This is a genomic window from Bradyrhizobium sp. LB14.3, assembly GCF_040547985.1.
Lineage (GTDB): Bacteria > Pseudomonadota > Alphaproteobacteria > Rhizobiales > Xanthobacteraceae > Bradyrhizobium.
Genome location: NZ_JBEPQT010000013.1, coordinates 103,964 through 126,549, shown reverse-complemented (window position 1 = coordinate 126,549; position 22,586 = coordinate 103,964). Strand labels below are relative to the sequence as shown.

Genomic DNA, 22,586 nt, shown 5'->3' with positions numbered 1-22,586 from the left:
CGCTTCCTGTCGGTCTGAAATCTGGCTCGCGGCCTATCACGACCGGGCCCGCGCGAGCAAGCAACGGTATTATAACAACTCCGATGATCCGCTCCATCCTGACTGTCTCGACGGGAACGCTGGCCTCGCGACTGCTCGGCTTTGCCCGCGATTCCCTGATCGCGGCGCTGCTCGGCACCGGCGCGGTGGCGGACGCGTTTCTGGCGGCTTTCCAACTCGTCAACGTGGTGCGGCGCCTGCTCAGCGAGGGGGCCCTGAATGCGGCGCTGATCCCGTCATGGCTGCGCGTTCGTGACCGCGATGGCGAGGCCGCTGCGGCGGCGTTTGCGGGACGCGTACTCGGAACGGTCAGCGCGGGACTGATCGCGATATCGATCGCGATCGCGGTTCTCATGCCGCTGATCATCATGATCATCGCGCCGGGCTTCGTCGGCAGCGCGATGCTCGACCTCGCCGTCCAGAACGCGCGGCTGATGCTGCCTTATCTCGCCTTCGCGGGACCCGTCACGGTGCTGATGGGTCTGCTCAACGCGCAGGGGCGGTTTGCCCTCACCGCGTTCTCACCGCTGCTGTTCAACATTGCGCTGATCGCCGCGATCGCTGCACTCCTGCTGTGGCACGCCGATGCAACCTTCGCCGCGCGGATGCTGGCGGCCATCGTCGGCATCGCCGGCCTGCTACAACTCCTGATGCTGCTGTCGCAGCGAAGTGCACGCCTGGCGACACCGCTGCGTGCGAGCTTCGGCAAGGAAATGCGTGGCTTCTTCGCCAAGGCGATCCCGGGCATGATCGCGAGCTCCGGCCCGCAATGGCTGATGGTTGCCGGCGCGGTCATCGCCTCGGCCACGCCGGCCGCGGTCTCCTGGCTTTATTTCGCCAACCGCCTGATCGAGCTGCCGCTCGGTATTGTCGGCGTCGCCATGGGCACGGTGCTGGTGCCGGAGCTGACGCGCGCAGTGAGCAGCGGCGACCGTGATGCGGTCGCGCACGCGGAATCGCGCGCGCTCGAACTCGCGACCGGGCTGGCGCTGCCGGCCACGCTGGGCCTGATCGTGCTGGCCGATCCGATCGTGCGGATGCTGTTCGAACATGGCGCCTTCGGTGCGGAGGACAGCGCGGCCACGGCGCGCGCACTGATGTGGCTGGCGCTGGGCCTGCCGGCGCATGTGCTGATCAAGGCGCTGTCGCCGGCGTTCTATGCCCGCAGCGACACGATGACGCCGCTGCTTGCAACCGCCAAAGGCTTTGTGGTGACGATCGTGCTCGCCGTCGTGCTCGGGCACTTCTTCGGTGCGACGGGAATCGCCGCGAGCATTGCGGCCGGCGCCTGGAGCAGCGCGATCTCCCTGCTCCGGAAAGGCACGGGCGAATTCGGCTTCTCGGTCGACGCCGCCGCTCGCAAGCGGCTGCCCCGGATCGTGCTCGCCGCAGCCGCCATGGGCGCCCTGCTCTGGCTGACTGTGGGTCTTGTGCCTGCCGAGGCCCATGGCCTGATCCGCTTCATTGTGCTGGGCCTGCAGATCGCGGCGGGGATCACCGTCTATGGCATGCTCCTGCAAGTCCTCGGCGTCGCTTCCTGGCGCGAGGCGGCCGGCGCCTTGAAGCGCCCCGCCCGGCCCGGTCCCGGCGCCTGAGGTTAGCGAAATACCCTTGACGGGGCAGCGCCGCTGTTGGAAACGACGCCCCGTATCTTGCAGGAAAGCTGCCATGGCATTCGTTGAACGGGTTTTTTCGGGCGTCCAGCCGACGGGCAATCTGCACCTCGGCAATTATCTCGGCGCGATCGTCAACTTTGTGAAGATGCAGGAAACCCACAACTGCATCTATTGCGTCGTCGACATGCACGCGATCACGCAGGGCGTGGACGTCTGGGGTGGACCGGTCGAGCTCGCGCGCAACACCCGCGAGGTGACCGCGGCGTTCATCGCCAGCGGCATCGATCCAAGCAAGCACATCGTGTTCAACCAGAGCCAGGTCTCGGGCCATGCCGAGCTCGCCTGGATCTTCAACTGCGTCGCGCGCATGGGCTGGCTGGGCCGCATGACCCAGTTCAAGGAGAAGGCCGGCAAGGATCGCGAGAATGCGTCCGTCGGGCTGTTCGACTATCCCGTGCTGATGGCGGCCGACATTCTGCTCTACCGCGCCACCCATGTTCCGGTCGGCGAGGACCAGAAGCAGCATCTCGAACTGTCGCGCGACATCGCTCAAAAATTCAACAACGACTTCGCCGACTCGATCCGCAGCCAGGGCGCCAATGACGGCCTGTTCTTCCCGCTGCCGGAGCCCTTGATCACGGGCCCGGCCACGCGCGTGATGAGCTTGCGTGACGGCACCAAGAAGATGTCGAAGTCGGACGCGTCCGATAACTCGCGCATCAATCTGACTGACGACGCCGATACCATCGCGCAGAAGGTTCGCAAGGCCAAGACCGACCCGGAGCCGCTGCCGACCGAGGAAAAGGGACTGGAAGCGCGCCCCGAGGCCGACAATCTCGTCGGTATCTTCGCCGCCCTCTCCGGCCGTTCCAAGGCCGAGGTGCTCAGGGATTTCGGCGGCGGCCAATTCTCCAGCTTCAAGAACGCGCTGGTGGATTTGTGCGTCACGAAACTCGCGCCGATCGCCGGCGAGATGAAGCGCCTCGTCGCCGACCCCGGCCATATCGAGGCGATCCTGAACGACGGCGCCGACCGGGCGCGCGCGATTGCCGATGAGACCATGAAGCTCTCGAAGGACATTGTCGGCTTCATCCGCCGGCGTTGATTCCCGCATTCAGGAAACGCGGCCGACGCCACGGCGCCGGCCGCTTCTCCTCTCCCCAAGCGGGACGGAGTGTGGCAGCATGTCGACCGTGCACATTCCGGGACATGCATGACCAGCAAGCGACTTTGCTTCGAGCCGGGTCACAAGCCCAAATGCCTCGTCATCGTCGACGACACCGCCGAGTGGGATCGCGCGGTTTATTACGCCAGTCGCTGGGCGATCCGCGCCGGCGGCGGCGTGGTGATGCTCCGCATCATCGAGCCCGACCAGCAGAGCCAGGAATGGCTGGGGGTCGCCGACATCATGCGCGCCGAAGCGCATGAGGCGGCGGAAGCCGCCCTCGACCGTGCCGCCGGCCGCGCCAACGGCATCGCCGCGATCACGCCGGAGCGGGTCATCCGCGAAGGCGGCGCGCTGGAACAGCTGCTGGCGGTTATCGACGAGGACCCCGACATCGCCATGCTGGTGCTCGCCGCGAACCCGGGCGCGGAGGGACCGGGGCCATTGATCGCGCTGCTCGCGCATGCGCTGGGCACGTTCCCGGTGCCGGTGACGGTCATTTCGGGCGCGCTGAGCGACCAAAGCGTGGATTCGCTGTCGTAGGCTGCTACTCTTCACCTCGCATCGCTTGCCCTGGGAGGGAGAAGCGGGCGCCCTAACCCGCTGATATAACAGGTAAACGGCCAACTCACCCCTTGACCGTGCGTTCGCCATCGCCATCTGCTAGTGGATAGAGCACGCGCCGGCCTTGAACCGGTGACGTCTGGAGAAAACCATGTTCATTCAAACCGAAGCCACCCCCAATCCCGCCACGCTGAAGTTCATTCCCGGCCGCGTCGTGGTCGACGGCGGTCCGATGGAATTTGCGAACCGCGAATCGGCCGCACGCTCGCCGCTCGCCGAAAAGCTGTTCGACGTGCCCGGCGTCACCGGTGTGTTCTATGGATCGGACTTCATCACCGTGACCAAGGCGAACGGTGAATGGCAGCAGCTCAAGCCCGCGATCCTCGGCGCCATCATGGAGCACTATATGTCCGGAACGCCGTTGCTCGCCGACGGTGCGACCGCGAGCAATGTCGATATAGATGGCGAGGACGAATTCTTCGACGAGGCCGATGCCGAGACGGTCGACGTGATCAAGGATCTGATCGAGACCCGCGTGCGGCCGGCGGTCGCCAATGACGGCGGCGACATCACTTTCCGCGGCTTCAAGGACGGTATCGTCTATCTCAACATGAAGGGCTCCTGCGCCGGCTGCCCGTCATCGACCGCGACGCTCCAGCACGGCATCCAGAACCTGCTCAAGCATTTCGTGCCCGACGTGGTCGAAGTCCGGCCGATGTAGGCAAGCTGCCTTAGGGCGGCCAACGCGAGCGTGCCCACCATGTCCGACGAGGTCTGCCGGGCACGCGGCATTCACGTTCTTGGAGCGCAAAGGCGTGGATGGCCGGGACAAGCCCGGCCTTGACGGCAAGAACATCGGGCATCATGCGATTGCCAATGCTATGATCGCCTTATGCTGATCCTTGCCATCGATACCGCGCTGGAAGCGTGCGCGGCCGCCGTGCTCGACACCGACGCCGGCCAGCTCCTCGCGCAGGAGCAGCTTCTGATGAAGCGCGGCCACGCCGAAGCGCTGATGCCGATGATCGCGCGCGTGATGCTATCAGCCAATCTCGCTTTCACCTCGCTCGATCGCATCGCGGTCACCATGGGCCCCGGAAGTTTCACCGGCCTGCGCGTCGGCATCTCGGCGGCCCGCGGCCTCGCGCTTGCTGCGAAGCGGCCCGCCGTCGGTCTGACCACCTTGTCGGCCTATGCCGCCACCGTCGTCGGCCAGAGCGGAACGGCGCCGGTGATCTCGGCGATCGATGCCCGGCACGATCACATCTACTTCCAGATCGTGGCCGGCGACGGCAGCCAGCTGGTACGGCCGGGCGTCGCGTCCGTCGACGAGGTGATCGCGGCCTCGCAATTCGGCGCGCCGCATCTGGTCGGCAATGCCGCAAGAATCCTCGCCGAGCGTTGGCCGAAAGATATCCCGCAGCCGGTCGCGGTCGACGCGCAGCCCGCGCCTGACATCGGCTGGGTCGCGTGGCTTGGCGCCGCGGCCGATCCCGAGACAAATCCGGCTCGGCCGTTCTATCTGCGCGCGCCCGATGCAAAGCCGGCCGCACACCTGCCGCTTGCAGCACAAGCTACAAGCTCATGATGAGATGGTTGTCGGAATGGTGGCGCGGCGGCACGGCCGTTGTCGAGCCGGCCGTCGCGCGCGACGTCGCACGGCTCGCGCAGCTTCACGGCGCCTCCTTCGCGCGCGGCTGGGGCGAAGGCGAGTTCGAGAGCATGCTCAGTGAGCGCAACACGCTGGTGCACCGGTTGCGCCTCGGCCGCAGCACGATCGGCTTTGCGGTGTCGCGGATCGGCGCGGACGAAGCGGAAATCCTCTCGATCGCGGTCGACCAGGCCCATCGCGGCCGCGGCCTCTCCCGCACGCTGCTGATGACCCATCTCGGCCACCTGGCCGGACGTGGCGTGCGCACGATATTTCTCGAGGTCGAGGAAAATAACCAGCCGGCGCGGCGGCTCTATGACCGAACCGGATTCATGGTGGTCGGACGCCGCGAACGCTACTATAAGCAGCCGAACGGGGAACAATTGAACGCACTTCTGATGCGACGTGACTTGTCGTAACATTGGTGGCAGAAAGCGCCCCGCCAGGCAGACAAATCTATGACCGTACTGAAACCTTCTTCCGAATCAAAGGCGTCCGGCATCGAGGCGCGCTGTGCCGCAACGGGCATGCGCATGACCGAGCAGCGCCGTGTCATCGCCCGCGTGCTCGCGGAGGCGGTCGATCATCCCGACGTCGAGGAATTATACCGTCGCTGTGTCGCGGTCGACGACAAGATCTCGATCTCGACCGTGTATCGCACCGTCAAATTGTTCGAGGATGCGGGCATCATCGAGCGCCATGATTTCCGCGAAGGCCGCGCGCGCTACGAGCAGATGCGCGACAGCCATCACGACCACCTCATCAACCTGCGCGACGGCAAGGTGATCGAGTTTACCTCCGAAGAGATCGAGAAGCTCCAGGCGGAGATCGCCCGCAAGCTCGGTTACAAGCTGGTCGACCACCGGCTCGAACTCTATTGCGTCCCGCTCGACGACGACAAACCCACAAGTTAAGTGCCCATCGACCTCATCATCTTCGATTGCGACGGCGTGCTCGTGGACAGCGAGGTGATCTCCTGCCGCGCGCATGCAGATGTGCTGACGCGACACGGCTATTCAATTACCTCGGATCAGGTGTTCGAGCGCTTTCTCGGCCGCTCGACGCGGCAAGCCAATCTCGAGATCGAGACCGAGCTCGGCCGCAAGCTGCCCGAAGCCTATCACGGCGACCTGCAGGACGAGCTGTTCCGCGCGTTCGAAGCCGACCTTGAGGCGATCCGCGGCATTCGCGATGTGCTTGACGTCATCAACCAGCGCGTCTGCGTCGCCTCGAGCGGCTCGCATCAGCGCATGCGCGTGAGCCTGGGAAGCACGGGCCTCTACGAGCGCCTCGCGCCAAATATCTTCTCGGCTTCCCAGGTGAAGAACGGCAAGCCGGCACCGGACCTGTTCCTGTTCGCAGCGAACGAGATGGGCGTGCCGCCCGAGCGCTGCGTCGTGATCGAGGACAGCCTGGCCGGAATTACCGGCGCGCGGGCGGCCGGGATGACGGTGTTCGGCTTTCACGGCGGGAGCCATTGCCGCGAGGGCCATGCCGAAACATTGCATCGGGCCGGCGCCGACCTGCTCTTTGCCGACATGCATCAGCTGCCGGAGCTGGTCCGGCGGGTCGCGGCGGACGCCTTGACGGGTTGATTTCGGCCATCTGGCGTCAGTCCCGAGGGACGCGTCCAGCGCGTGAACCGGGAATCCGGAGGTTTTAGGTGGAGATTCGGGGCTTGCCTGGCTTGCGGCGCCCCGAAATGCCTTTGATGGACCCATTCGCTGGATTTTCGCCGCTCCAGCCTATATTTGAGGGCTGTCCTCCACCTCAACTCCGGGTTCCATGACGCCGCCGCGCAAGCTGCACATCAAATCATATGGCTGCCAGATGAACGTCTACGATGCCCAGCGCATGGTGGACACGCTGGCCCCGGAAGGATTCGTGGAGACGGCCAGCGCTGATGACGCCGACCTCGTCATCCTCAACACCTGCCATATCCGCGAGAAGGCCTCGGAGAAGGTCTACTCGGAGCTCGGCCGGCTGCGCATCGCCAAGGACGAGGCTGCGCGCGCGGGCCGCACCATGCAGATCGCTGTCGCGGGCTGCGTGGCGCAGGCCGAGGGCGAGGAGATCGTGCGCCGTGCACCCGCGGTCGACGTCGTGGTCGGCCCGCAGAGCTATCATCATTTGCCGCAGCTGTTGAAGCGCGCCGGCAATGAAGGCCGTGCGATCGAGACCGAATTTCCGGCCGCGAACAAGTTCGGCTTCCTCGCCCAGCCCAAGCCCGACGCGATCCGCGCCCGCGGCATTTCCGCCTTCGTCACGGTCCAGGAAGGCTGCGACAAGTTCTGCACCTTCTGCGTCGTGCCGTACACGCGAGGTTCGGAAGTCTCGCGCCCGGTGGCAAAGATCGTCGACGACGTGAAGCGGCTCGCCGACAACGGCGTGCGCGAGCTCACGCTGATCGGCCAGAACGTCAACGCCTATCATGGCGAGGGGCCGGACGGAAAAAGCTGGCCGCTCGGCAGACTGCTGGAGCACCTCGCGGCGCTCCCGGGCGTCGCGCGGCTGCGCTATTCGACCAGCCATCCCCGCGACGTCGATGACAGTTTGATTGCAGCCCATCGCGATCTCGATTCGCTGATGCCGTTCGTGCACCTGCCGGTCCAGTCGGGCTCGGACCGGATTTTGGCGGCCATGAACCGGAAACATACCGCCGATGATTATCGGCGTGTTGTCGACCGTTTCCGGTCCGCGCGCCAAGACATTGCTTTTTCATCGGATTTTATCGTCGGCTTCCCCGGCGAGAGCGAGCAAGATTTTCTCGCGACACTCGCGCTTGTCGCGCAAATCGGCTACGCTGCGGCGTATTCGTTCAAATACTCCGCCCGGCCGGGAACGCCGGCCGCGGACATGCAGGAGACGGTGTCCCCAGCCGAGATGGACCAGCGATTGGAGCGGCTCCAGGAACTGATCGACAGCCAGCAATCGGCCTTCAACAAGGCTGCGATTGGCTCAACGGTCGACGTGCTGTTCGAACGCCCGGCCCGCAAGGACGGCCAGATCGTCGGCCGCACCGCGTTCCTCCAGCCCGCGCACGTGATGGCCTCGCCCGACATCATCGGACAAATCCTGCCGGTCCGGATCGACAGTCTCGAACGCTACAGCTTTCTCGGCGAGCTCGTGACGCCGCGCAACGCGCGCGAGCCCGCTTTATCGCAAGCCAGTGGAGCCTGAACCCTTGCCCAAAAGCGCATCGGATTCGTCTTCTTCTATCGCTCCCAGCCGCAAATTTGACCGCGACATGCAGGTTCCACCGGAGACCCAGGTCGTCATCGACTTCGACGACAACCGCGCCGCATCCGCGCTGGTCGGCCCCTACGGCCAGCATCTGGCGCAAATCGAGCGGCGGCTCGGCGTCGTCGTCGATTCCAAGGGCAACCACATCACCATCGGCGGCTCACGCGACGGCTGCGATGCCGCGCGCCGCGTGCTGGAGACGCTCTACGCACAGGCCGTGAAGGGACAGGATCTCGACCAGGGCGAGGTCGAGGGCGCGATCCGCGCCGTGATCGCGCAGGGTTCGCTGTTCGAGTTCGATGCCAAGTCGGCCAAATCCACCTTCGACAGCATCAATTTGCGCAAGCGCCCGGTGCGCGCGCGCACGGCGGCACAGGATTCCTACATCCGCGCGCTGAAGCGCCACGAGCTAGTGTTCGGCATCGGCCCCGCCGGCACCGGCAAGACCTGGCTCGCGGTCGCGCATGCCGCGCAACTGTTCGAGCGCAAGGAAGTTGACAAGATCATCCTGTCGCGCCCGGCGGTGGAAGCCGGCGAGCGGCTCGGCTTCTTGCCCGGCGATCTCCGCGAGAAGGTCGATCCTTATCTGCGCCCGATCTACGACGCGCTCTACGACCTCATGGATGCGCGCATCGTCGAGCGCGCGCTGCAGACCGGCGAGATCGAGATCGCGCCGCTCGCCTTCATGCGCGGCCGCACGCTGACCAACGCGGCCATCATCCTGGACGAGGCGCAGAACACCACGTCGATGCAGATGAAGATGTTTTTGACGCGTCTCGGCGAGAACAGCCGCATGATCGTGACAGGCGATCCCTCGCAGATCGATTTGCCGAACGGCCAGACCTCGGGTCTCGCCGAGGCGACGCGCCTGCTGAGCGGCGTCGAAGGCATTGCGCAAGTTCATTTCAAGGCCGAGGACGTGATTCGCCACGAACTCGTGGCGCGGATCGTTTCTGCCTACGAAGGCTTGCCGCAGCGGCCGGCCGCCGGCAACAAATCCTGACGGGACAACAGCCGGACCATAGCGGGCACAGACACGGCGCCCCTTCGTTCCGAACAAAGACAATGTCACACCCCAATCTTCCCAATACCGAGGTCCTCGTCGTCGCCGATTGCTGGCAGAGCGAGCCCGATTCCGAAGCCGTGATCCAGCGCGCCGTGGCGGCCGCCGCCGAGAATGTCGACGAAGACGTTGCGGAGGCGGAAGTGGCGGTGATGCTGACCGATGATGTCGGCATCCGCACCCTGAACAGCAACTGGCGCGGCATCGACAAGCCGACCAACGTGCTGTCGTTTCCCGCGCTCCAGCCGGAAGGCGAATGGAAACCAGGCGATGCGCCGCGCATGCTCGGCGACATCGCGATCGCCTACGAGACCATGCGGCGTGAGGCGGACGAGGAACAGAAACCGTTCGATCATCATTTGAGCCATCTCGCCGTGCATGGTTTCCTGCACCTGGTCGGCTACGACCACGAAAACGAAGACGACGCGGAAGAAATGGAAGCGCTGGAGCGAGAGATCCTGGCTCATCTCGGCATTCCCGACCCCTACGCAGACCGCCCGGGGACGCATTGAGATGCCGGATTCCGACCCAATTCACGACAATCCGCGCAACACGGCCAATTTGCCGGCCGTGGTGACCTCAGGCGAGGTGATGCGCCCGAGCGCAGACGGCTGGCTGCTGCGCGCCATCCGGACCTTGTTCGGGTGGAAGGCGGGCTCGGTGCGCGACGACCTTCAGGTCGTGCTCGACGCCACGACGCCCGACGACACCGGCTTCTCGACCGTCGAGCGCACCATGCTGCGCAACATCCTCGGCCTGCACGAGCGCCGCATCGCCGACGTCATGGTGCATCGCGCCGACATCATCGCGGTGAAGCGCGACATCCCGCTCGGCGAGTTGATGGACCGCTTCGAGAGCGCCGGCCATTCGCGCCTCGTGGTCTACAACGAGACGCTCGACGATCCTGTCGGCATCGTCCACATCCGCGATTTACTCGCCTTCATGACCGCGCGCGCGCGCGTGTCGGGGGTCACCAAAACCAAGCGCAAGAAACCGCTGCCGGCCGGGCTCGATCTGCGTACGGTCGATCTCGCGCTGCCGCTCGAAGAAGCGCGCATCATCCGCAAGCTGCTCTACGTCCCGCCGTCGATGCGGGCGATCGATCTGCTCGCGCAGATGCAGGCCACCCGCATCCATCTGGCGCTGGTGGTCGACGAATATGGCGGCAGCGACGGGCTGGTCTCGCTCGAGGACATCGTCGAGCAGATCGTCGGCGAGATCGACGACGAGCATGACAGCGACGAGCCGCCCTCGATCGTGCGGCTGCCCGACAACGCCTTCATCGCCGATGCCCGCGCCAGCCTCGACGACGTCCGCACCGTGATCGGCCAGGACTTCGTCACCGGGGAGGCCGGCGAGGAAGTGGAGACGCTGGGCGGCTATCTCGTCAGCTTCGTCGGGCGCCTGCCGGTGCGCGGCGAGGTGATCTCGGGCCCCGGCCATTACGAGATCGAGGTGCTCGATGCCGACCCGCGCCGCGTCAAGCGATTGCGGATTTCGACGCGGAAGGAGCGTCCCGCGCCGCGGACCCAGCGCGAGAGCCGGCGCCGCGAGACTGCGCCGGATGGCAGCCAGCCGACGGCCAGCGACACCCCCACCCCGCCGCCAAGCGACGGGACCGGTCCGCAGTGAGCCCGTTCCAGCGACTTCGCCAGATCGCGCTTGCCATTATCCTCACCTGGGGATGGAAGCGCGCGCTCGTCGCCATGGCGGCCGGGGCGCTCTCGGTGCTGGCGCTGGCGCCGTTCAACGCCTTCCCGGTGCTGTTCATCACGTTCCCGGTGCTGGTCTGGCTGATCGACGGCGCCGGCGCCGGGCGATATGGCGGCGTCCCCGCCGCGGCGCTGACCGGCTACTGGTTCGGGCTCGGCTATTTCGTCCCCGGCCTTTATTGGATCGGCTACGCCTTCTTCGTCGACGCCGATGTGTTCGCCTGGCTGACGCCGTTCGCCGTGCTGGGCCTGCCGGCCTATCTTTCCATCTTCACGGCGATGGGCTTTGCGCTCGCCCGCCTGCTCTGGACCAAGAACGCCACGCGCGTGCTTGCGCTCGCGGCAAGCCTCACCATCACCGAATGGCTACGCGGTCACGCGCTGACCGGCTTTCCCTGGAACGCGTTCGGCTACGCGCTGTCCGAGCCGCTGCCGCTGGCACAAACGGCCTCGCTGATCGGGCTGTGGGGCATGACGTTCCTGGCGGTTGCGATCTTCGCGAGCCCTGCAACGCTGATCGACCGCACGCCCGATCGCCGCCTGGCGTGGCGCGTGCCGGCCGCGGCCGTGGTGCTCCTGCTTGTCATGAGCATCTTCGGCGCGATTCGCCTGTCGGTGTATCCGACCACGATGGTCGCGGGCATCAAGCTGCGCCTGATGCAGCCGGATCTCCAGCAAGACGCGAAATTCAACTACGCCGCCAAGGCGGAGGTGATGAAGAAATATCTGGCCTTGTCCGATCGCGCCTCCGGACCGCAATCGACCGGTGTACGCGATGCCACCATCCTGATCTGGCCGGAATCCGCGTTTCCGTTCTTCCTGACCCGCGAAGCCGATGCGATGGCGCAAATCGCCGAGCTTCTGCCCAGGGGCACGGTACTGATCACGGGCTCGGTCCGCGCGCCCGACCTGCCGCGCGGCACGCCGATCACCCGCGCCTATAATTCGATCTACGTGATCGACCACGACGCCAGCGTGCTCGCGGTGTACGACAAGCTGCATTTGGTGCCGTTCGGCGAATTTCTTCCGTACCAAGGTCTGATGGAGAAGCTCGGTTTTGAGCAACTCACGCGTGTGCGCGGCGGCTTCATTCCAGGCACCGTGCGCCATGCCCTGCCGGTCCCCGGCGCGCCGCCTGCGCTGCCGCTGATCTGCTACGAAGCAATCTTTCCCGGCGAGGTGGCTGGACGCAATGAGCGTCCGGGCTGGATCGTGAATCTCACCAATGACGGCTGGTTCGGTATCTCGACCGGCCCCTATCAACACCTGGAGCAGGCGCGGATGCGCGCGATCGAGCTCGGATTGCCGCTGGTCCGCTCCGCGAATACCGGCGTCTCCGCGGTCGTCGATCCGGTGGGACGCACCGTCGCCAGTCTCGGTCTCGGAATCGAAGGCATATTGGACGCAAACCTGCCCGCCGCGATCCCGCCGACGGTCTATGCGCGGGTGGGCGATATGCCCGCGGCCATGCTCGTCGCGCTGGCCATATTTCTGGCGGTCCGCCGACGTGTTGCCAAACGGCACCCTTGATCACGCCGTCGCGGCCGATGCGGCCGGAAACTTTTGACAACCGTAGTCCCACGGTTGACAGACTGCACGCGGCCTCCTCATTCTGCACCATCTGCAAAAGACAGTGGGCATTGCTAAATTTCTCCGCAATGTTTCTCAATAACAGGGTTTGATTTTGACGTTGCTGACACCTGAGGCATTCCTGATTGCGCCGAAGGTGATGTTTGGAGGGCTGAGGAAATGTCGAAAGCGCCCAACCCTGTTGACAAATATGTCGGCAGTCGCGTGCGGATGCGCCGCATCATGTTGGGCATGAGCCAGGAAAAGCTCGGTGAAGCTTTGGGGCTGACTTTCCAGCAGGTCCAGAAATACGAGAAGGGCACCAACCGGGTCGGCGCGAGCCGCATCCAGCAAATTGCCGAGATTCTCCAGGTGCCGGTGTCGTTCCTGTTCGAGGGCGGTCCGAGCGGCGTGCCGGGTCCGGATGGCTTCAGCGAAGGCGCATCGCCGTCTTACGTCTCGGACTTCCTCGCGACTTCCGAAGGACTCGCTTTGACCAAGGCGTTCACCCGAATCACCGATTCGAAGATGCGCCGCTCGATCGTCGATCTCGTCGAGCAGATCGCGGCTCGCGAAGGCCCTGACAAGCGCTGACGCGCCGTCTCAATCGGATTTGAGACTGCGTCAAATCTGGCCTATGTCGTCATTTGCGGCCGCGCTTTGATGCGCGTCCTTCCCGATGATGAGATTCAAAGGCACAGATGCGCCCATGACCAGCTCCAATTGGTTCGATTCCCAAACTATTCTCGATGGCATCCGCCGCTGGGTGGAGGTCGAGACGCCAACGGAAGCGCCTGAACAGGTCAACAAGCTGATCTCCATGGTCGCGGAGCAATACCGCGATCTCCCTGTTACGCTCGAGCGCGTCGCCGGCGTCGATGGCTGCGGTGATCATCTCGTGGCGCGCTCGACCTGGGGCCAGGACCGGCCGGGCATCCTGGTGCTGAGCCACCTCGATACCGTTCACCCCATGGGGTTCATCGAGCGCCTGCCGTTCAAGGTCGAAGGCGACAGCGCGTTCGGTCCCGGCATCTACGACATGAAGGGCGGCGCCTACATTGCCCATCAGGCCTTTCGCGCGCTTTGCGCCACGGCCGATCGCTCACCGCTCGGCATCACCCACATGTTCACTTCCGACGAGGAGATCGGCAGCCCCACCTCTCGTGCACTGATCGAGACGGAAGGGCGCAAGGCCAAATACGTGCTGGTGACGGAGCCGGCGCGCGACGGCGGCAAGATCGTCACCGGCCGCAAGGGCGTCGGACGATTCGAAGTCTTTATCAAGGGTGTGCCCGCACATGCCGGCACGCGGCCCCAGGACGGCCGCAGCGCGATCCGCGAGCTTGCCAACGTCATCCTGGCGCTGGAAGCGATGAACGATCTGGCGCGCGGCGTCACCGTCAATGTCGGCGTGGTGCGTGGCGGCACGCGGCCCAACGTGACGCCGGAAGAAGCCCATGCCGAAATCGATCTGCGCGTGCTGAGCTTCAAGGACGCGGACGAATTCGTCGGCAAGATCCTCGCCCTGACATCGAAGACGGATGGCGTCACCGTCAAGGTCACGGGCGGGCTCAATCGTCCGCCTTACGAGAAGAGCAATGCAGGCGCATCGCTGTACGAACATGCGAAGACTGTCGCCACGGAGATCGGCTTCGAGCTGGTCGACGCTCACACCGGCGGCGGCTCGGACGGCAATTTCACCGCCGCCCACACCGCAACGCTCGACGGGCTCGGCGTCGACGGCAAGGGCGCGCACACCCATTATGAGCAGCTCTATGTCTCATCGCTCGAACCGCGCGCGCGGCTGCTCCATCGCCTGTACCAGACGCTGCGATGAGCGAACGCAAATCAGATCCCGGTCGCGATGACAGCGAGCGTGCGTTCTTCGGACGCCGCAAGGGCCACAAGCTCAGGCAGCACCAGGCCGAGCTGATCGGTCATCTGCTGCCGCGTCTTGCGCTCGCCATCGACAGTGAAGCACCGGCGGATGCCCGCGAGATATTCACCCCCGCGGCCGACGACGTGCGGCTCGAGATCGGCTTCGGCGGCGGCGAGCATCTTGCGGCGGAAGCGCAAAACTTCGTCACAACCGGCTTCATCGGCTGCGAGCCCTATGTCAACGGCATGGCGAAGATCCTCGCGCAGATCGAGGCAGCCAGCATCGGCAACATCCGTCTGTTCGCAGGCGATGCCGCCGAGCTCCTGGCCTGGCTGCCGAAGGCTTCGCTGTCGCGGATCGACCTGATCCATCCCGATCCCTGGCCGAAACGGCGGCACTGGAAGCGGCGCTTCGTCCAGGACCGGACCATCGCGGCGATGGCGCGCGTGCTGAAAGCCGGCGGCGAATTCCGTTTTGTCTGCGACATCGACGATTACTGCGCCTGGACGCTGTCGCATCTGGTGCGCTCGCAGGACTTTGTCTGGCTCGCGGAGCGCGCCGATGATTTTCGCCTGCCGTGGGACGGCTACACGATGACGCGCTATGGCCGAAAGGCGACGCGCGAAGGCCGCAAGGCGGCGTATCTGCGATTCAGGCGGGTTTAGATCGTCTGCCGATTGCGCCAGAAATTGACGACGCGCTCGGCGGTCGTCGGCATCAAGCGCGTGAAATTCGCGCGCGCCGCCTCGAGGTCGGCATCCGCCGGCGTGCGGTGCGGTCCGTACCACAGCAGGATGAGCGCGCGCACAGTCGGCCAGCCGAGATTCAGCACGCGTCCCAGCACCAGAATTGGATCGTACCGATCACCCGCGACCAAGCGCTCGAGGATCGAGAGGCGAACGCCGGACAGCGCCGAAAGCGAGGCGATCGACTCCTCATATTTGTGAGCCTTGGCGAAGCCAAGCAGCGCGCTCTCGCCAAGATGGCCCTCGCGATGCAAGGCCAGCACCGTGCGCTGTGCCCCCGAGAAATCGCGACGCGGGCCCGGCGGCAGCGTGGCCTCCTCGATCGCCGCCATGGCGCGCTTGATCTCGACCTGACGCACGGGATTGACCACGCTCGAGAGGCGGCGGCGGATGACGTCGAGCGTGCCGTCGAGAAGCTGTTTCAGGTTCTCGCCTGAAAGATCGCTGCGCTGACCGATCTTGAGCGTCAGCACGCCGTCCTGCGCGGCACGCTTGATCAGCTCGGAATAGCTGCCGGGCGAGAACACCGCGCCGGCATTGCCCGCGGCGCGGCGCACCACATCGCGATCGCCGCGCTCGACCAGCACGTCGGTGACGACAGCCGACAGTGTGGGGCGCTCGGTCATCGCCAGCAGATGGCCCTGGCCCTTCAGCCGCGCGATCTCGACGAGGGCGGCTTCGTCGAGCACGGGCGAACGGCGCAACACCGGGCCCGCCACCGTGATCTCGTTTTCGCGCGCGAGCTGGCTCACCAGATGCCGTGGCGCATTGGTCAGCAGCGAGAAGCGTTCGGCGAGATCGACGCGCGAGGCGAGCTCGGCGTGCGGGACGAGATCGATCAGCAGATTGTCGAAGAGATCGACGACATCGGGACGGAGCTTCTCAGCATCCTGAAAGAACAATTGGGAGATGGCGCGCGCGATCTCGCCGCGACGCCGCGGGTCGCCGCGTTTGACGATATCGTCCAGTCCGGGAATAAGAGACGTGGCAACGGTCATGAAAACGCAACTCGTATAGGGCACGCCGCGGGCGCGCCCTTGGCCCAAGCCGCCCCACAATCAGGGAATTTAGGCCTCCTAGATGAAGGAAGCGTTGCGCGGGGGGCCGCAGCCCGGTCGCAAAAAGCCCTCGCCTGCCCTGCGATGGGCCTTGTCCGGGAAGACGGAAAGGGCTATATCACCGCCAATTCATCTTCTCATACGATCCGCGTAATGAGAGTGGGCCCGAAAGGACCCGCTCTTTTTTATTACCTGAACGCGGCTTGGCGGAAGGTGTGCGGCCCGGCGATCTGTCGGGAGAGTTCCGAACGGGCTTTGAAATCTTAAACCAAGCCTTAACCATATCGAGCGCCTTGACCCCTGACATGACCGAGCCGAACTCTGGTTCCACGGATGCCGAACTGCTGGCCGAGCCGAGGCTCGTGGTCGAGCCGGGCGTGGCGGCACGGGTGTCCGCGGTCGCGGGGCCAGTGCTCGAAGGCATGGGCTACCGCCTGGTGCGGATCCGCATTTCCGGGGAATCCGGCTGCACCGTGCAGGTCATGGCCGAGCGGCCGGACGGCTCGATGCAGATCGAGGATTGCGAGGCGATCTCGCGGGCGCTGTCGCCCGTGCTCGACGTCGCCGACCCCGTCGATCGCGCCTATCGGCTGGAAATCTCTTCCCCGGGAATCGACCGCCCGCTGGTTCGCCGCTCCGATTTCGAGCGTTATGCCGGGCATCTGGTGAAGGTCGAGATGGCGGTCGCCCATGAGGGGCGGAAGCGGTTCCGCGGCACGATCGGTCCCGTCGAAGGCGATCGCGTGCATCTGCATCGCGACGACGTCAAGGCGGATGAGGCTGCCGACGTTCTCCTGACGATGGAGGATATCGCCGAGGCACGGCTGGTGCTGACCGACGAGCTGATCGCGGAATCCATGCGCCGCGGCAAGGCCCAGGCACGCGAGATGCGCCGCAATCTGGGCCTGGAGCCGCCGGCTGCACCGCACGCCGGCATCAGCGAAAAAACGACCAAGAACACGAAGCCGACAAAGAAGCCGGCGCCGACCACTACAAAGAAGCCGGCCCCGACCAATACCAAGAAACATCGCCTGGCCGCCGAACGCGCGCGACGGGGCGAGATCGATCCTGACGAAGGAGACTAGCCATGGCAGTCAGCGCCAATCGACTTGAATTGCTCCAGATCGCCGACGCTGTTGCACGCGAGAAATCGATCGACCGCGGCATCGTGATCGCGGCGATGGAGGACGCCATCGCCAAGGCGGCACGGGCACGTTACGGCAGCGAGACTGATGTTCACGCCGAGATCGACCCGAAGAAGGGCGAGCTGCGGCTGTCGCGCCATATGCTGGTGGTCGAGACGGTCGAAAACCATTCCAACCAGATCTCGCTGGTGGATGCGCAGCGCGCCAATCCCGGTGCCCAGGTCGGCGACACCATCGCAGACACCCTGCCGCCGCTGGAATATGGCCGCATCGCCGCGCAGTCGGCCAAGCAGGTGATCGTGCAGAAGGTGCGCGAAGCCGAGCGCGACCGGCAATATCAGGAATTCAAGGACCGCATCGGCGACATCGTCAACGGCGTCGTCAAGCGCGTCGAATATGGCAGCGTGATCGTCGATCTCGGCCGCGGCGAGGCCATCATCCGCCGCGACGAGATGCTGCCGCGCGAAGTGTTCCGCAACGGTGACCGCGTCCGCGCCTACATCTTCGACGTCCGCCGCGAGACCCGCGGCCCGCAGATTTTCCTCTCCCGCACCCATCCGCAGTTCATGGCAAAACTGTTCGCGCAGGAAGTACCCGAGATCTATGACGGCATCGTCGAGATCAAGGCGGTTGCCCGCGATCCCGGCTCGCGCGCGAAAATCGGCGTGATTTCCCGCGATTCCTCGGTCGATCCGGTCGGCGCCTGCGTCGGTATGCGCGGTTCGCGCGTGCAGGCGGTGGTGAACGAATTGCAGGGCGAGAAGATCGACATCATCCCCTGGTCGCCCGACATCGCGACCTTCGTGGTCAACGCGCTGGCGCCGGCCGAAGTCTCCAAGGTCGTCATCGACGAAGACCGCGAGCGCATCGAGGTCGTCGTGCCCGACACCAACAACCAGCTCTCGCTGGCGATCGGTCGCCGCGGCCAGAACGTGCGTCTGGCCTCGCAGCTCACCGGCTGGGACATCGACATCCTGACCGAGCAGGAGGAATCGGAGCGCCGCCAGGCCGACTTCGAGAACTCCACCCGCGTCTTCATGGAATCGCTCAATGTCGACGAAGTGGTCGGTCAATTGCTGGCGTCCGAAGGCTTCACCTCGGTCGAGGAACTCGCGATGGTGGACCTTAAGGAGCTCGCCGGCATCGAGGGCTTCGACGAGGAGACTGCACAGGAACTCCAGAACCGCGCTCGTGAATATCTCGAACAGCTGGAAGCCGAGATCGAGGCCAGGCGCAAGGAGCTCGGCGTCGAGGACGCCGTCAAGGACGTGCCCGGCGTCACCTCGAAGATGCTGGTGAAATTCGGCGAGAACGACATCAAGACGGTCGACGACCTCGCCGGCTGCGCCACTGACGATCTGGTCGGCTGGACCGAGCGCAAGGAAGGCGGCGAGCAGACCAAATATCCGGGCGCGCTCGACGGCCTCGAGATCTCCCGTGACGATGCCGAAGCGATGATCATGCAGGCCCGCGTCAAGGCCGGCTGGATCACCGAGGCCGATCTCGCCAAGCCGGCTGAGGAGGCCGAGGCGGCCGAAGATCAGCCGGCTTAGGGCGAAGGAGGATGTCACCCGGATGCTCGCCGATACTGACCCCGAACTCGACCATGGACCGCGGACTGAGAAGTCCGCGACCATGCGGATGTGCGCGGTCAGCCGCGAGGTCCGGCCGATCGACGAGCTGATCCGCTTCGTCGTCTCGCCCCAAGGGGACATAGTTCCCGATCTCAAGCGCAAGCTGCCCGGACGCGGCATGTGGGTCACCGCCTCGCGCGAGGTGGTTGCGGAAGCCGTGCGGCGTCACCACTTTACCAAAGCCTTCAAGCGCCAGCTGCGCATCCCTCAGACGCTTCCCGCCGACATCGAGGCGCTTCTGGTTCGGGGCGTGACTGAAGCCCTCGGGATTGCCGCCAAGGCGGGCCAGATTGTGGCCGGCTTCGGCAAGGTCGAAAGCGCGCTTCGGGGAGGTACGGCCGAGGTCCTGATCCATGCCAGCGACGGGGCCGCGGACGGAATCCGCAAATTGGACATGCTGGCGCGTCAAAATGACGGAAATCGCGGCTCCAAGCCGCAGATTCCCGTCGTCACCGCGCTGAAATCAATAGAATTGGATTTGGCACTTACCCGGTCAAATGTGATACATGCTGCCCTGCTCGCGGGCCCGGCGAGCAAGTCATTCCTGTCACGTAGCCAGATGCTGGTCCGATACCGGATGGCGCACGTTGACAAGACTGCCGAAATGCCCGGCCAGGATTTCTGAGAGACAACGACCACCCGATAGCACGGTGCGGCAACGCACAACGACAACAAGATCAGGATTAGGACTGCTTAATGGTTGATACCAAGACCCCTGGCGACAAGAAGCTGAGCGTTCCGAGCAAGACGCTATCGCTCAAGCCGCGCGTCGAAACGGGCACCGTGCGCCAGAGCTTCAGCCATGGCCGTAGCAAGCAGGTCGTGGTCGAGAAGCGCGGCAAGCGCCGTGTCGACGGCACCCCCGAGCCGCAGGTGGCCGAAGTGGCGAAGCCCGCGCCGGCCGCGCCGGCGCCTGCTCCTGCACGCGCGGCTCCGCCGCGCAACACCGGCTCCGGCGTGGTGCTGCGCACGCTGACCGAGGACGAACGTTCCGCCCGCGCCAGCGCGCTGGCCGATGCCAAGGTGCGCGAAGTCGAAGAGCGTCGTAGTGCCGAGGAAGAGGCTCAGCGCCGCGCTGTCCGCGAAACCGCCGAACGCGCCGACCGCGAGGCCGCCGAAGCCCGCCGCAAGGCCGAGGACGAGCGTCACCGCCACGAAGAGGAAGCCAAGCGGAAGGCCGAAACCGAGGCCAAGAAGCGTTTTGGCGAAGGCGAGCAGCCGCAATCTGCGGCGCGCCCTGCAACCGCGACCTCTGCCGCTACTGCACCGCGGTCCGGAGCGCCCACGGCGCGCCCCGGAACGAGCACCACGGCACGCCCGGGAACAACGACCGCGCGGCCCGGAACGACGACGCGGCCGGGAGGCCCGGTGGGCCGCGCCCCCGCTGTCGCAGCCGGACCGGACGAGGACGAGGGTCCGCGCCAGATCCGTCGCGGTCCCGGCGGCGCTGCGCGGCCTGTGGTAGCCCCCAAGCCCACCCAGAAGCCCGGCCCGCAGAAGGAGCGCGGCCGCCTGACGGTCGTCACCGCCTTCAATGCCGACGACGTGCGCGAGCGCTCGATCGCCTCGTTCCGCCGCCGCACCCAGCGCCTGAAGGGCCATGCCGCGAACGAGCCGAAAGAAAAGCTCATCCGCGAGGTGATCATTCCGGAAGCGATCACGATCCAGGAACTCGCCAACCGCATGGCCGAGCGCGCGGTCGACGTCATCCGCATGCTGATGAAGCAGGGCGCGATGCACAAGATCACCGACGTGATCGATGCCGACACCGCCCAGCTGATCGCCGAAGAGCTCGGTCACACCGTCAAGCGCGTTGCCGCTTCCGACGTTGAAGAGGGCCTGTTCGACGCCATCGACGATCCCACCGACACCGAGCCGCGCTCGCCGGTGGTGACCGTGATGGGCCACGTCGACCACGGCAAGACCTCGCTGCTCGATGCGCTCCGTCATGCCAACGTTGTCTCCGGCGAAGCCGGCGGCATCACCCAGCATATCGGCGCCTATCAGGTGGTGTCGCCCGAGAGCGGCAAGAAGATCACCTTCATCGACACGCCCGGCCACGCCGCGTTCACCGCGATGCGCGCCCGCGGCGCCAAGGTCACCGACATCGTCGTGCTGGTGGTTGCGGCCGATGACGGCGTGATGCCGCAGACGATCGAAGCCATCAACCACGCCAAGGCGGCGCGGGTGCCGATCATCGTTGCCATCAACAAGATCGACAAGCCCGACGCCAAGCCCGAGCGCGTGCGCACCGAGCTGCTGCAGCACGAGGTGCAGGTGGAATCCTTCGGCGGCGAAGTCGTCGACGTCGAAGTGTCCGCGAAGAACAAGACCAATCTCGACAAGCTGCTCGAGATGATTGCGCTCCAGGCCGACATCCTCGACCTGAAGACCAATCCGGAGCGCCCGGCCGAAGGCACCGTGATCGAAGCCAAGCTCGATCGCGGCCGTGGTCCGGTCGCGACCGTGCTGGTCCAGCGCGGCACGCTCCGTGTCGGTGACATCATCGTCGCCGGCGCCGAGATGGGCCGCGTCCGTGCGCTGATCTCCGATCAGGGTGAGACGGTTCAGGAAGCCGGTCCCTCGGTGCCGGTCGAAGTGCTCGGCTTCAACGGTCCGCCGGAAGCCGGCGATCGTCTCGCCGTGGTCGAGAACGAAGCCCGCGCCCGTCAGGTCACGAGCTACCGCGCGCACCAGAAGCGCGAGAACGCGGCTGCCTCGATCTCGGGCATGCGCGGCTCGCTCGAGCAGATGATGTCGCAGTTGAAGACGGCGGGCCGCAAGGAATTCCCGCTGATCATCAAGGCCGACGTGCAGGGCTCGCTGGAAGCGATCCTCGGCTCGCTGGAGAAGCTCGGCACCGACGAAGTCGCCGCGCGTATCCTGCATGCCGGTGTCGGCGGCATCTCGGAATCGGACGTGACGCTCGCGGAAGGCTTTAACGCCGCGATCATCGGCTTCTCGGTTCGTGCGAACAAGGAGGCCGCTGCGGCCGCCAAGCGCAACGGCATCGAGATCCGCTACTACAACATCATCTACGACCTCGTGGACGACGTGAAGAAGGCCATGAGCGGCCTGCTCGCACCGACCTTGCGCGAAACCATGCTCGGCAATGCCGCGATCCTGGAGATCTTCAACATCTCCAAGATCGGCAAGGTCGCCGGCTGCCGCGTTACCGACGGCACCGTGGAACGCGGCGCCAACGTGCGCCTGATCCGCGACAACGTCGTCGTGCACGAAGGCAAGCTGTCGACGCTGAAGCGCTTCAAGGACGAAGTGAAGGAAGTCCAGTCCGGTCAGGAATGCGGCATGGCCTTCGAGAACTATCACGACATGCGCGCCGGTGACGTGATCGAGTGTTACCGCGTGGAGACGATCCAGCGCTCCCTGTAAGTCCAAATCTTACCGAAGCGCCTGGATCTTTCTGAGCTGAAATTGCGGGAGTGAGATGGCCGGATTTATTCCGGCCATCTCACCGCATTCGTTTCAACAGAACAAATGA

Annotated in this window: 21 protein-coding genes; 20 read left to right on the top strand and 1 reads right to left on the bottom strand. The window is 65.2% G+C overall.

Annotated features, from left to right (window positions below; translation table 11 throughout):
- The first annotated feature begins 83 nt into the window (after positions 1–83).
- The 16 genes from murJ to ABIB00_RS23115 all read left to right on the top strand — a co-directional run bounded on the left by murJ (position 84) and on the right by ABIB00_RS23115 (position 15,166).
- Entirely contained in the window at positions 84–1,634 is a 1,551-nt protein-coding gene (gene murJ / locus ABIB00_RS23190) for a murein biosynthesis integral membrane protein MurJ (RefSeq protein ID WP_354105975.1), read from the top strand.
- 73 nt (positions 1,635–1,707) lie between these two features.
- Positions 1,708–2,760, top strand: a complete 1,053-nt coding sequence (gene trpS, locus ABIB00_RS23185) for a tryptophan--tRNA ligase (RefSeq protein WP_354105974.1) — start codon at positions 1,708–1,710, stop codon at positions 2,758–2,760.
- 108 nt (positions 2,761–2,868) lie between these two features.
- Positions 2,869–3,363, top strand: coding sequence for a universal stress protein (locus tag ABIB00_RS23180; RefSeq protein ID WP_354105973.1), 495 nt, complete (start codon positions 2,869–2,871; stop codon positions 3,361–3,363).
- A gap of 172 nt (positions 3,364–3,535) precedes the next feature.
- Entirely contained in the window at positions 3,536–4,105 is a 570-nt protein-coding gene (locus tag ABIB00_RS23175) for a NifU family protein (RefSeq protein WP_354105972.1), read from the top strand.
- A 171-nt stretch (positions 4,106–4,276) separates the two neighbouring features.
- Positions 4,277–4,972 (top strand): tRNA (adenosine(37)-N6)-threonylcarbamoyltransferase complex dimerization subunit type 1 TsaB, encoded by a 696-nt coding sequence (gene tsaB, locus ABIB00_RS23170; protein WP_354105971.1) that lies wholly within the window; start codon positions 4,277–4,279, stop codon positions 4,970–4,972.
- Positions 4,969–5,454 (top strand): ribosomal protein S18-alanine N-acetyltransferase, encoded by a 486-nt coding sequence (gene rimI, locus ABIB00_RS23165; protein ID WP_247352871.1) that lies wholly within the window; start codon positions 4,969–4,971, stop codon positions 5,452–5,454. The genes tsaB and rimI overlap by 4 nt, the downstream gene beginning before the upstream one ends.
- A gap of 39 nt (positions 5,455–5,493) precedes the next feature.
- Complete coding sequence (locus tag ABIB00_RS23160) at positions 5,494–5,949, top strand: Fur family transcriptional regulator (protein ID WP_354105970.1); 456 nt, start codon at positions 5,494–5,496, stop codon at positions 5,947–5,949.
- Positions 5,950–6,630: an HAD family hydrolase gene (locus ABIB00_RS23155; RefSeq protein WP_354105969.1), complete on the top strand. Its 681-nt coding sequence runs from the start codon at positions 5,950–5,952 to the stop codon at positions 6,628–6,630. It begins immediately after the preceding gene.
- A 190-nt stretch (positions 6,631–6,820) separates the two neighbouring features.
- Positions 6,821–8,215 (top strand): tRNA (N6-isopentenyl adenosine(37)-C2)-methylthiotransferase MiaB, encoded by a 1,395-nt coding sequence (miaB, locus tag ABIB00_RS23150; protein WP_354105968.1) that lies wholly within the window; start codon positions 6,821–6,823, stop codon positions 8,213–8,215.
- A gap of 4 nt (positions 8,216–8,219) precedes the next feature.
- Complete coding sequence (locus ABIB00_RS23145) at positions 8,220–9,281, top strand: PhoH family protein (protein WP_247352864.1); 1,062 nt, start codon at positions 8,220–8,222, stop codon at positions 9,279–9,281.
- 62 nt (positions 9,282–9,343) lie between these two features.
- Positions 9,344–9,853, top strand: a complete 510-nt coding sequence (gene ybeY / locus ABIB00_RS23140) for an rRNA maturation RNase YbeY (RefSeq protein WP_354048956.1) — start codon at positions 9,344–9,346, stop codon at positions 9,851–9,853.
- Between the two features lies 1 nt (position 9,854).
- Positions 9,855–10,973 carry a hemolysin family protein gene (locus ABIB00_RS23135; protein WP_247352860.1) on the top strand — a complete coding sequence of 373 codons (1,119 nt, stop codon included), beginning with the start codon at positions 9,855–9,857 and terminating at the stop codon, positions 10,971–10,973.
- Entirely contained in the window at positions 10,970–12,583 is a 1,614-nt protein-coding gene (lnt, locus tag ABIB00_RS23130; protein WP_354105967.1) for an apolipoprotein N-acyltransferase, read from the top strand. Before ABIB00_RS23135 ends, lnt begins: the two co-directional genes overlap by 4 nt.
- A gap of 219 nt (positions 12,584–12,802) precedes the next feature.
- Complete coding sequence (locus ABIB00_RS23125; RefSeq protein ID WP_007603895.1) at positions 12,803–13,216, top strand: helix-turn-helix domain-containing protein; 414 nt, start codon at positions 12,803–12,805, stop codon at positions 13,214–13,216.
- An 85-nt stretch (positions 13,217–13,301) separates the two neighbouring features.
- On the top strand, positions 13,302–14,459 hold the full coding sequence (locus ABIB00_RS23120; protein ID WP_354105966.1) for a M20 family metallopeptidase: 1,158 nt from the start codon (positions 13,302–13,304) through the stop codon (positions 14,457–14,459).
- On the top strand, positions 14,456–15,166 hold the full coding sequence (locus tag ABIB00_RS23115; RefSeq protein ID WP_247444566.1) for a tRNA (guanine(46)-N(7))-methyltransferase TrmB: 711 nt from the start codon (positions 14,456–14,458) through the stop codon (positions 15,164–15,166). The genes ABIB00_RS23120 and ABIB00_RS23115 overlap by 4 nt, the downstream gene beginning before the upstream one ends.
- Here the strand turns inward: ABIB00_RS23115 and ABIB00_RS23110 are convergent.
- The gene (locus tag ABIB00_RS23110; protein WP_354105965.1) at positions 15,163–16,245 is read right to left on the bottom strand and encodes a DUF2336 domain-containing protein; all 1,083 of its coding nucleotides are present in this window, start codon (positions 16,243–16,245) and stop codon (positions 15,163–15,165) included. The two genes, ABIB00_RS23115 and ABIB00_RS23110, sit on opposite strands and share 4 nt — an antisense overlap.
- Before the next feature lie 365 nt (positions 16,246–16,610).
- On the opposite strand from ABIB00_RS23110, the gene rimP reads away from it, so the two are divergent.
- From rimP to infB, 4 genes are all read left to right on the top strand, one after another.
- On the top strand, positions 16,611–17,390 hold the full coding sequence (rimP, locus tag ABIB00_RS23105) for a ribosome maturation factor RimP (RefSeq protein WP_354106016.1): 780 nt from the start codon (positions 16,611–16,613) through the stop codon (positions 17,388–17,390).
- Between the two features lie 2 nt (positions 17,391–17,392).
- Positions 17,393–19,003, top strand: a complete 1,611-nt coding sequence (gene nusA, locus ABIB00_RS23100) for a transcription termination factor NusA (protein ID WP_247444563.1) — start codon at positions 17,393–17,395, stop codon at positions 19,001–19,003.
- Between the two features lie 22 nt (positions 19,004–19,025).
- Positions 19,026–19,709, top strand: a complete 684-nt coding sequence (locus ABIB00_RS23095) for an RNA-binding protein (RefSeq protein ID WP_247352851.1) — start codon at positions 19,026–19,028, stop codon at positions 19,707–19,709.
- Between the two features lie 71 nt (positions 19,710–19,780).
- Positions 19,781–22,477 carry a translation initiation factor IF-2 gene (gene infB / locus ABIB00_RS23090; RefSeq protein ID WP_247352849.1) on the top strand — a complete coding sequence of 899 codons (2,697 nt, stop codon included), beginning with the start codon at positions 19,781–19,783 and terminating at the stop codon, positions 22,475–22,477.
- Positions 22,478–22,586: the final 109 nt, after the last annotated feature.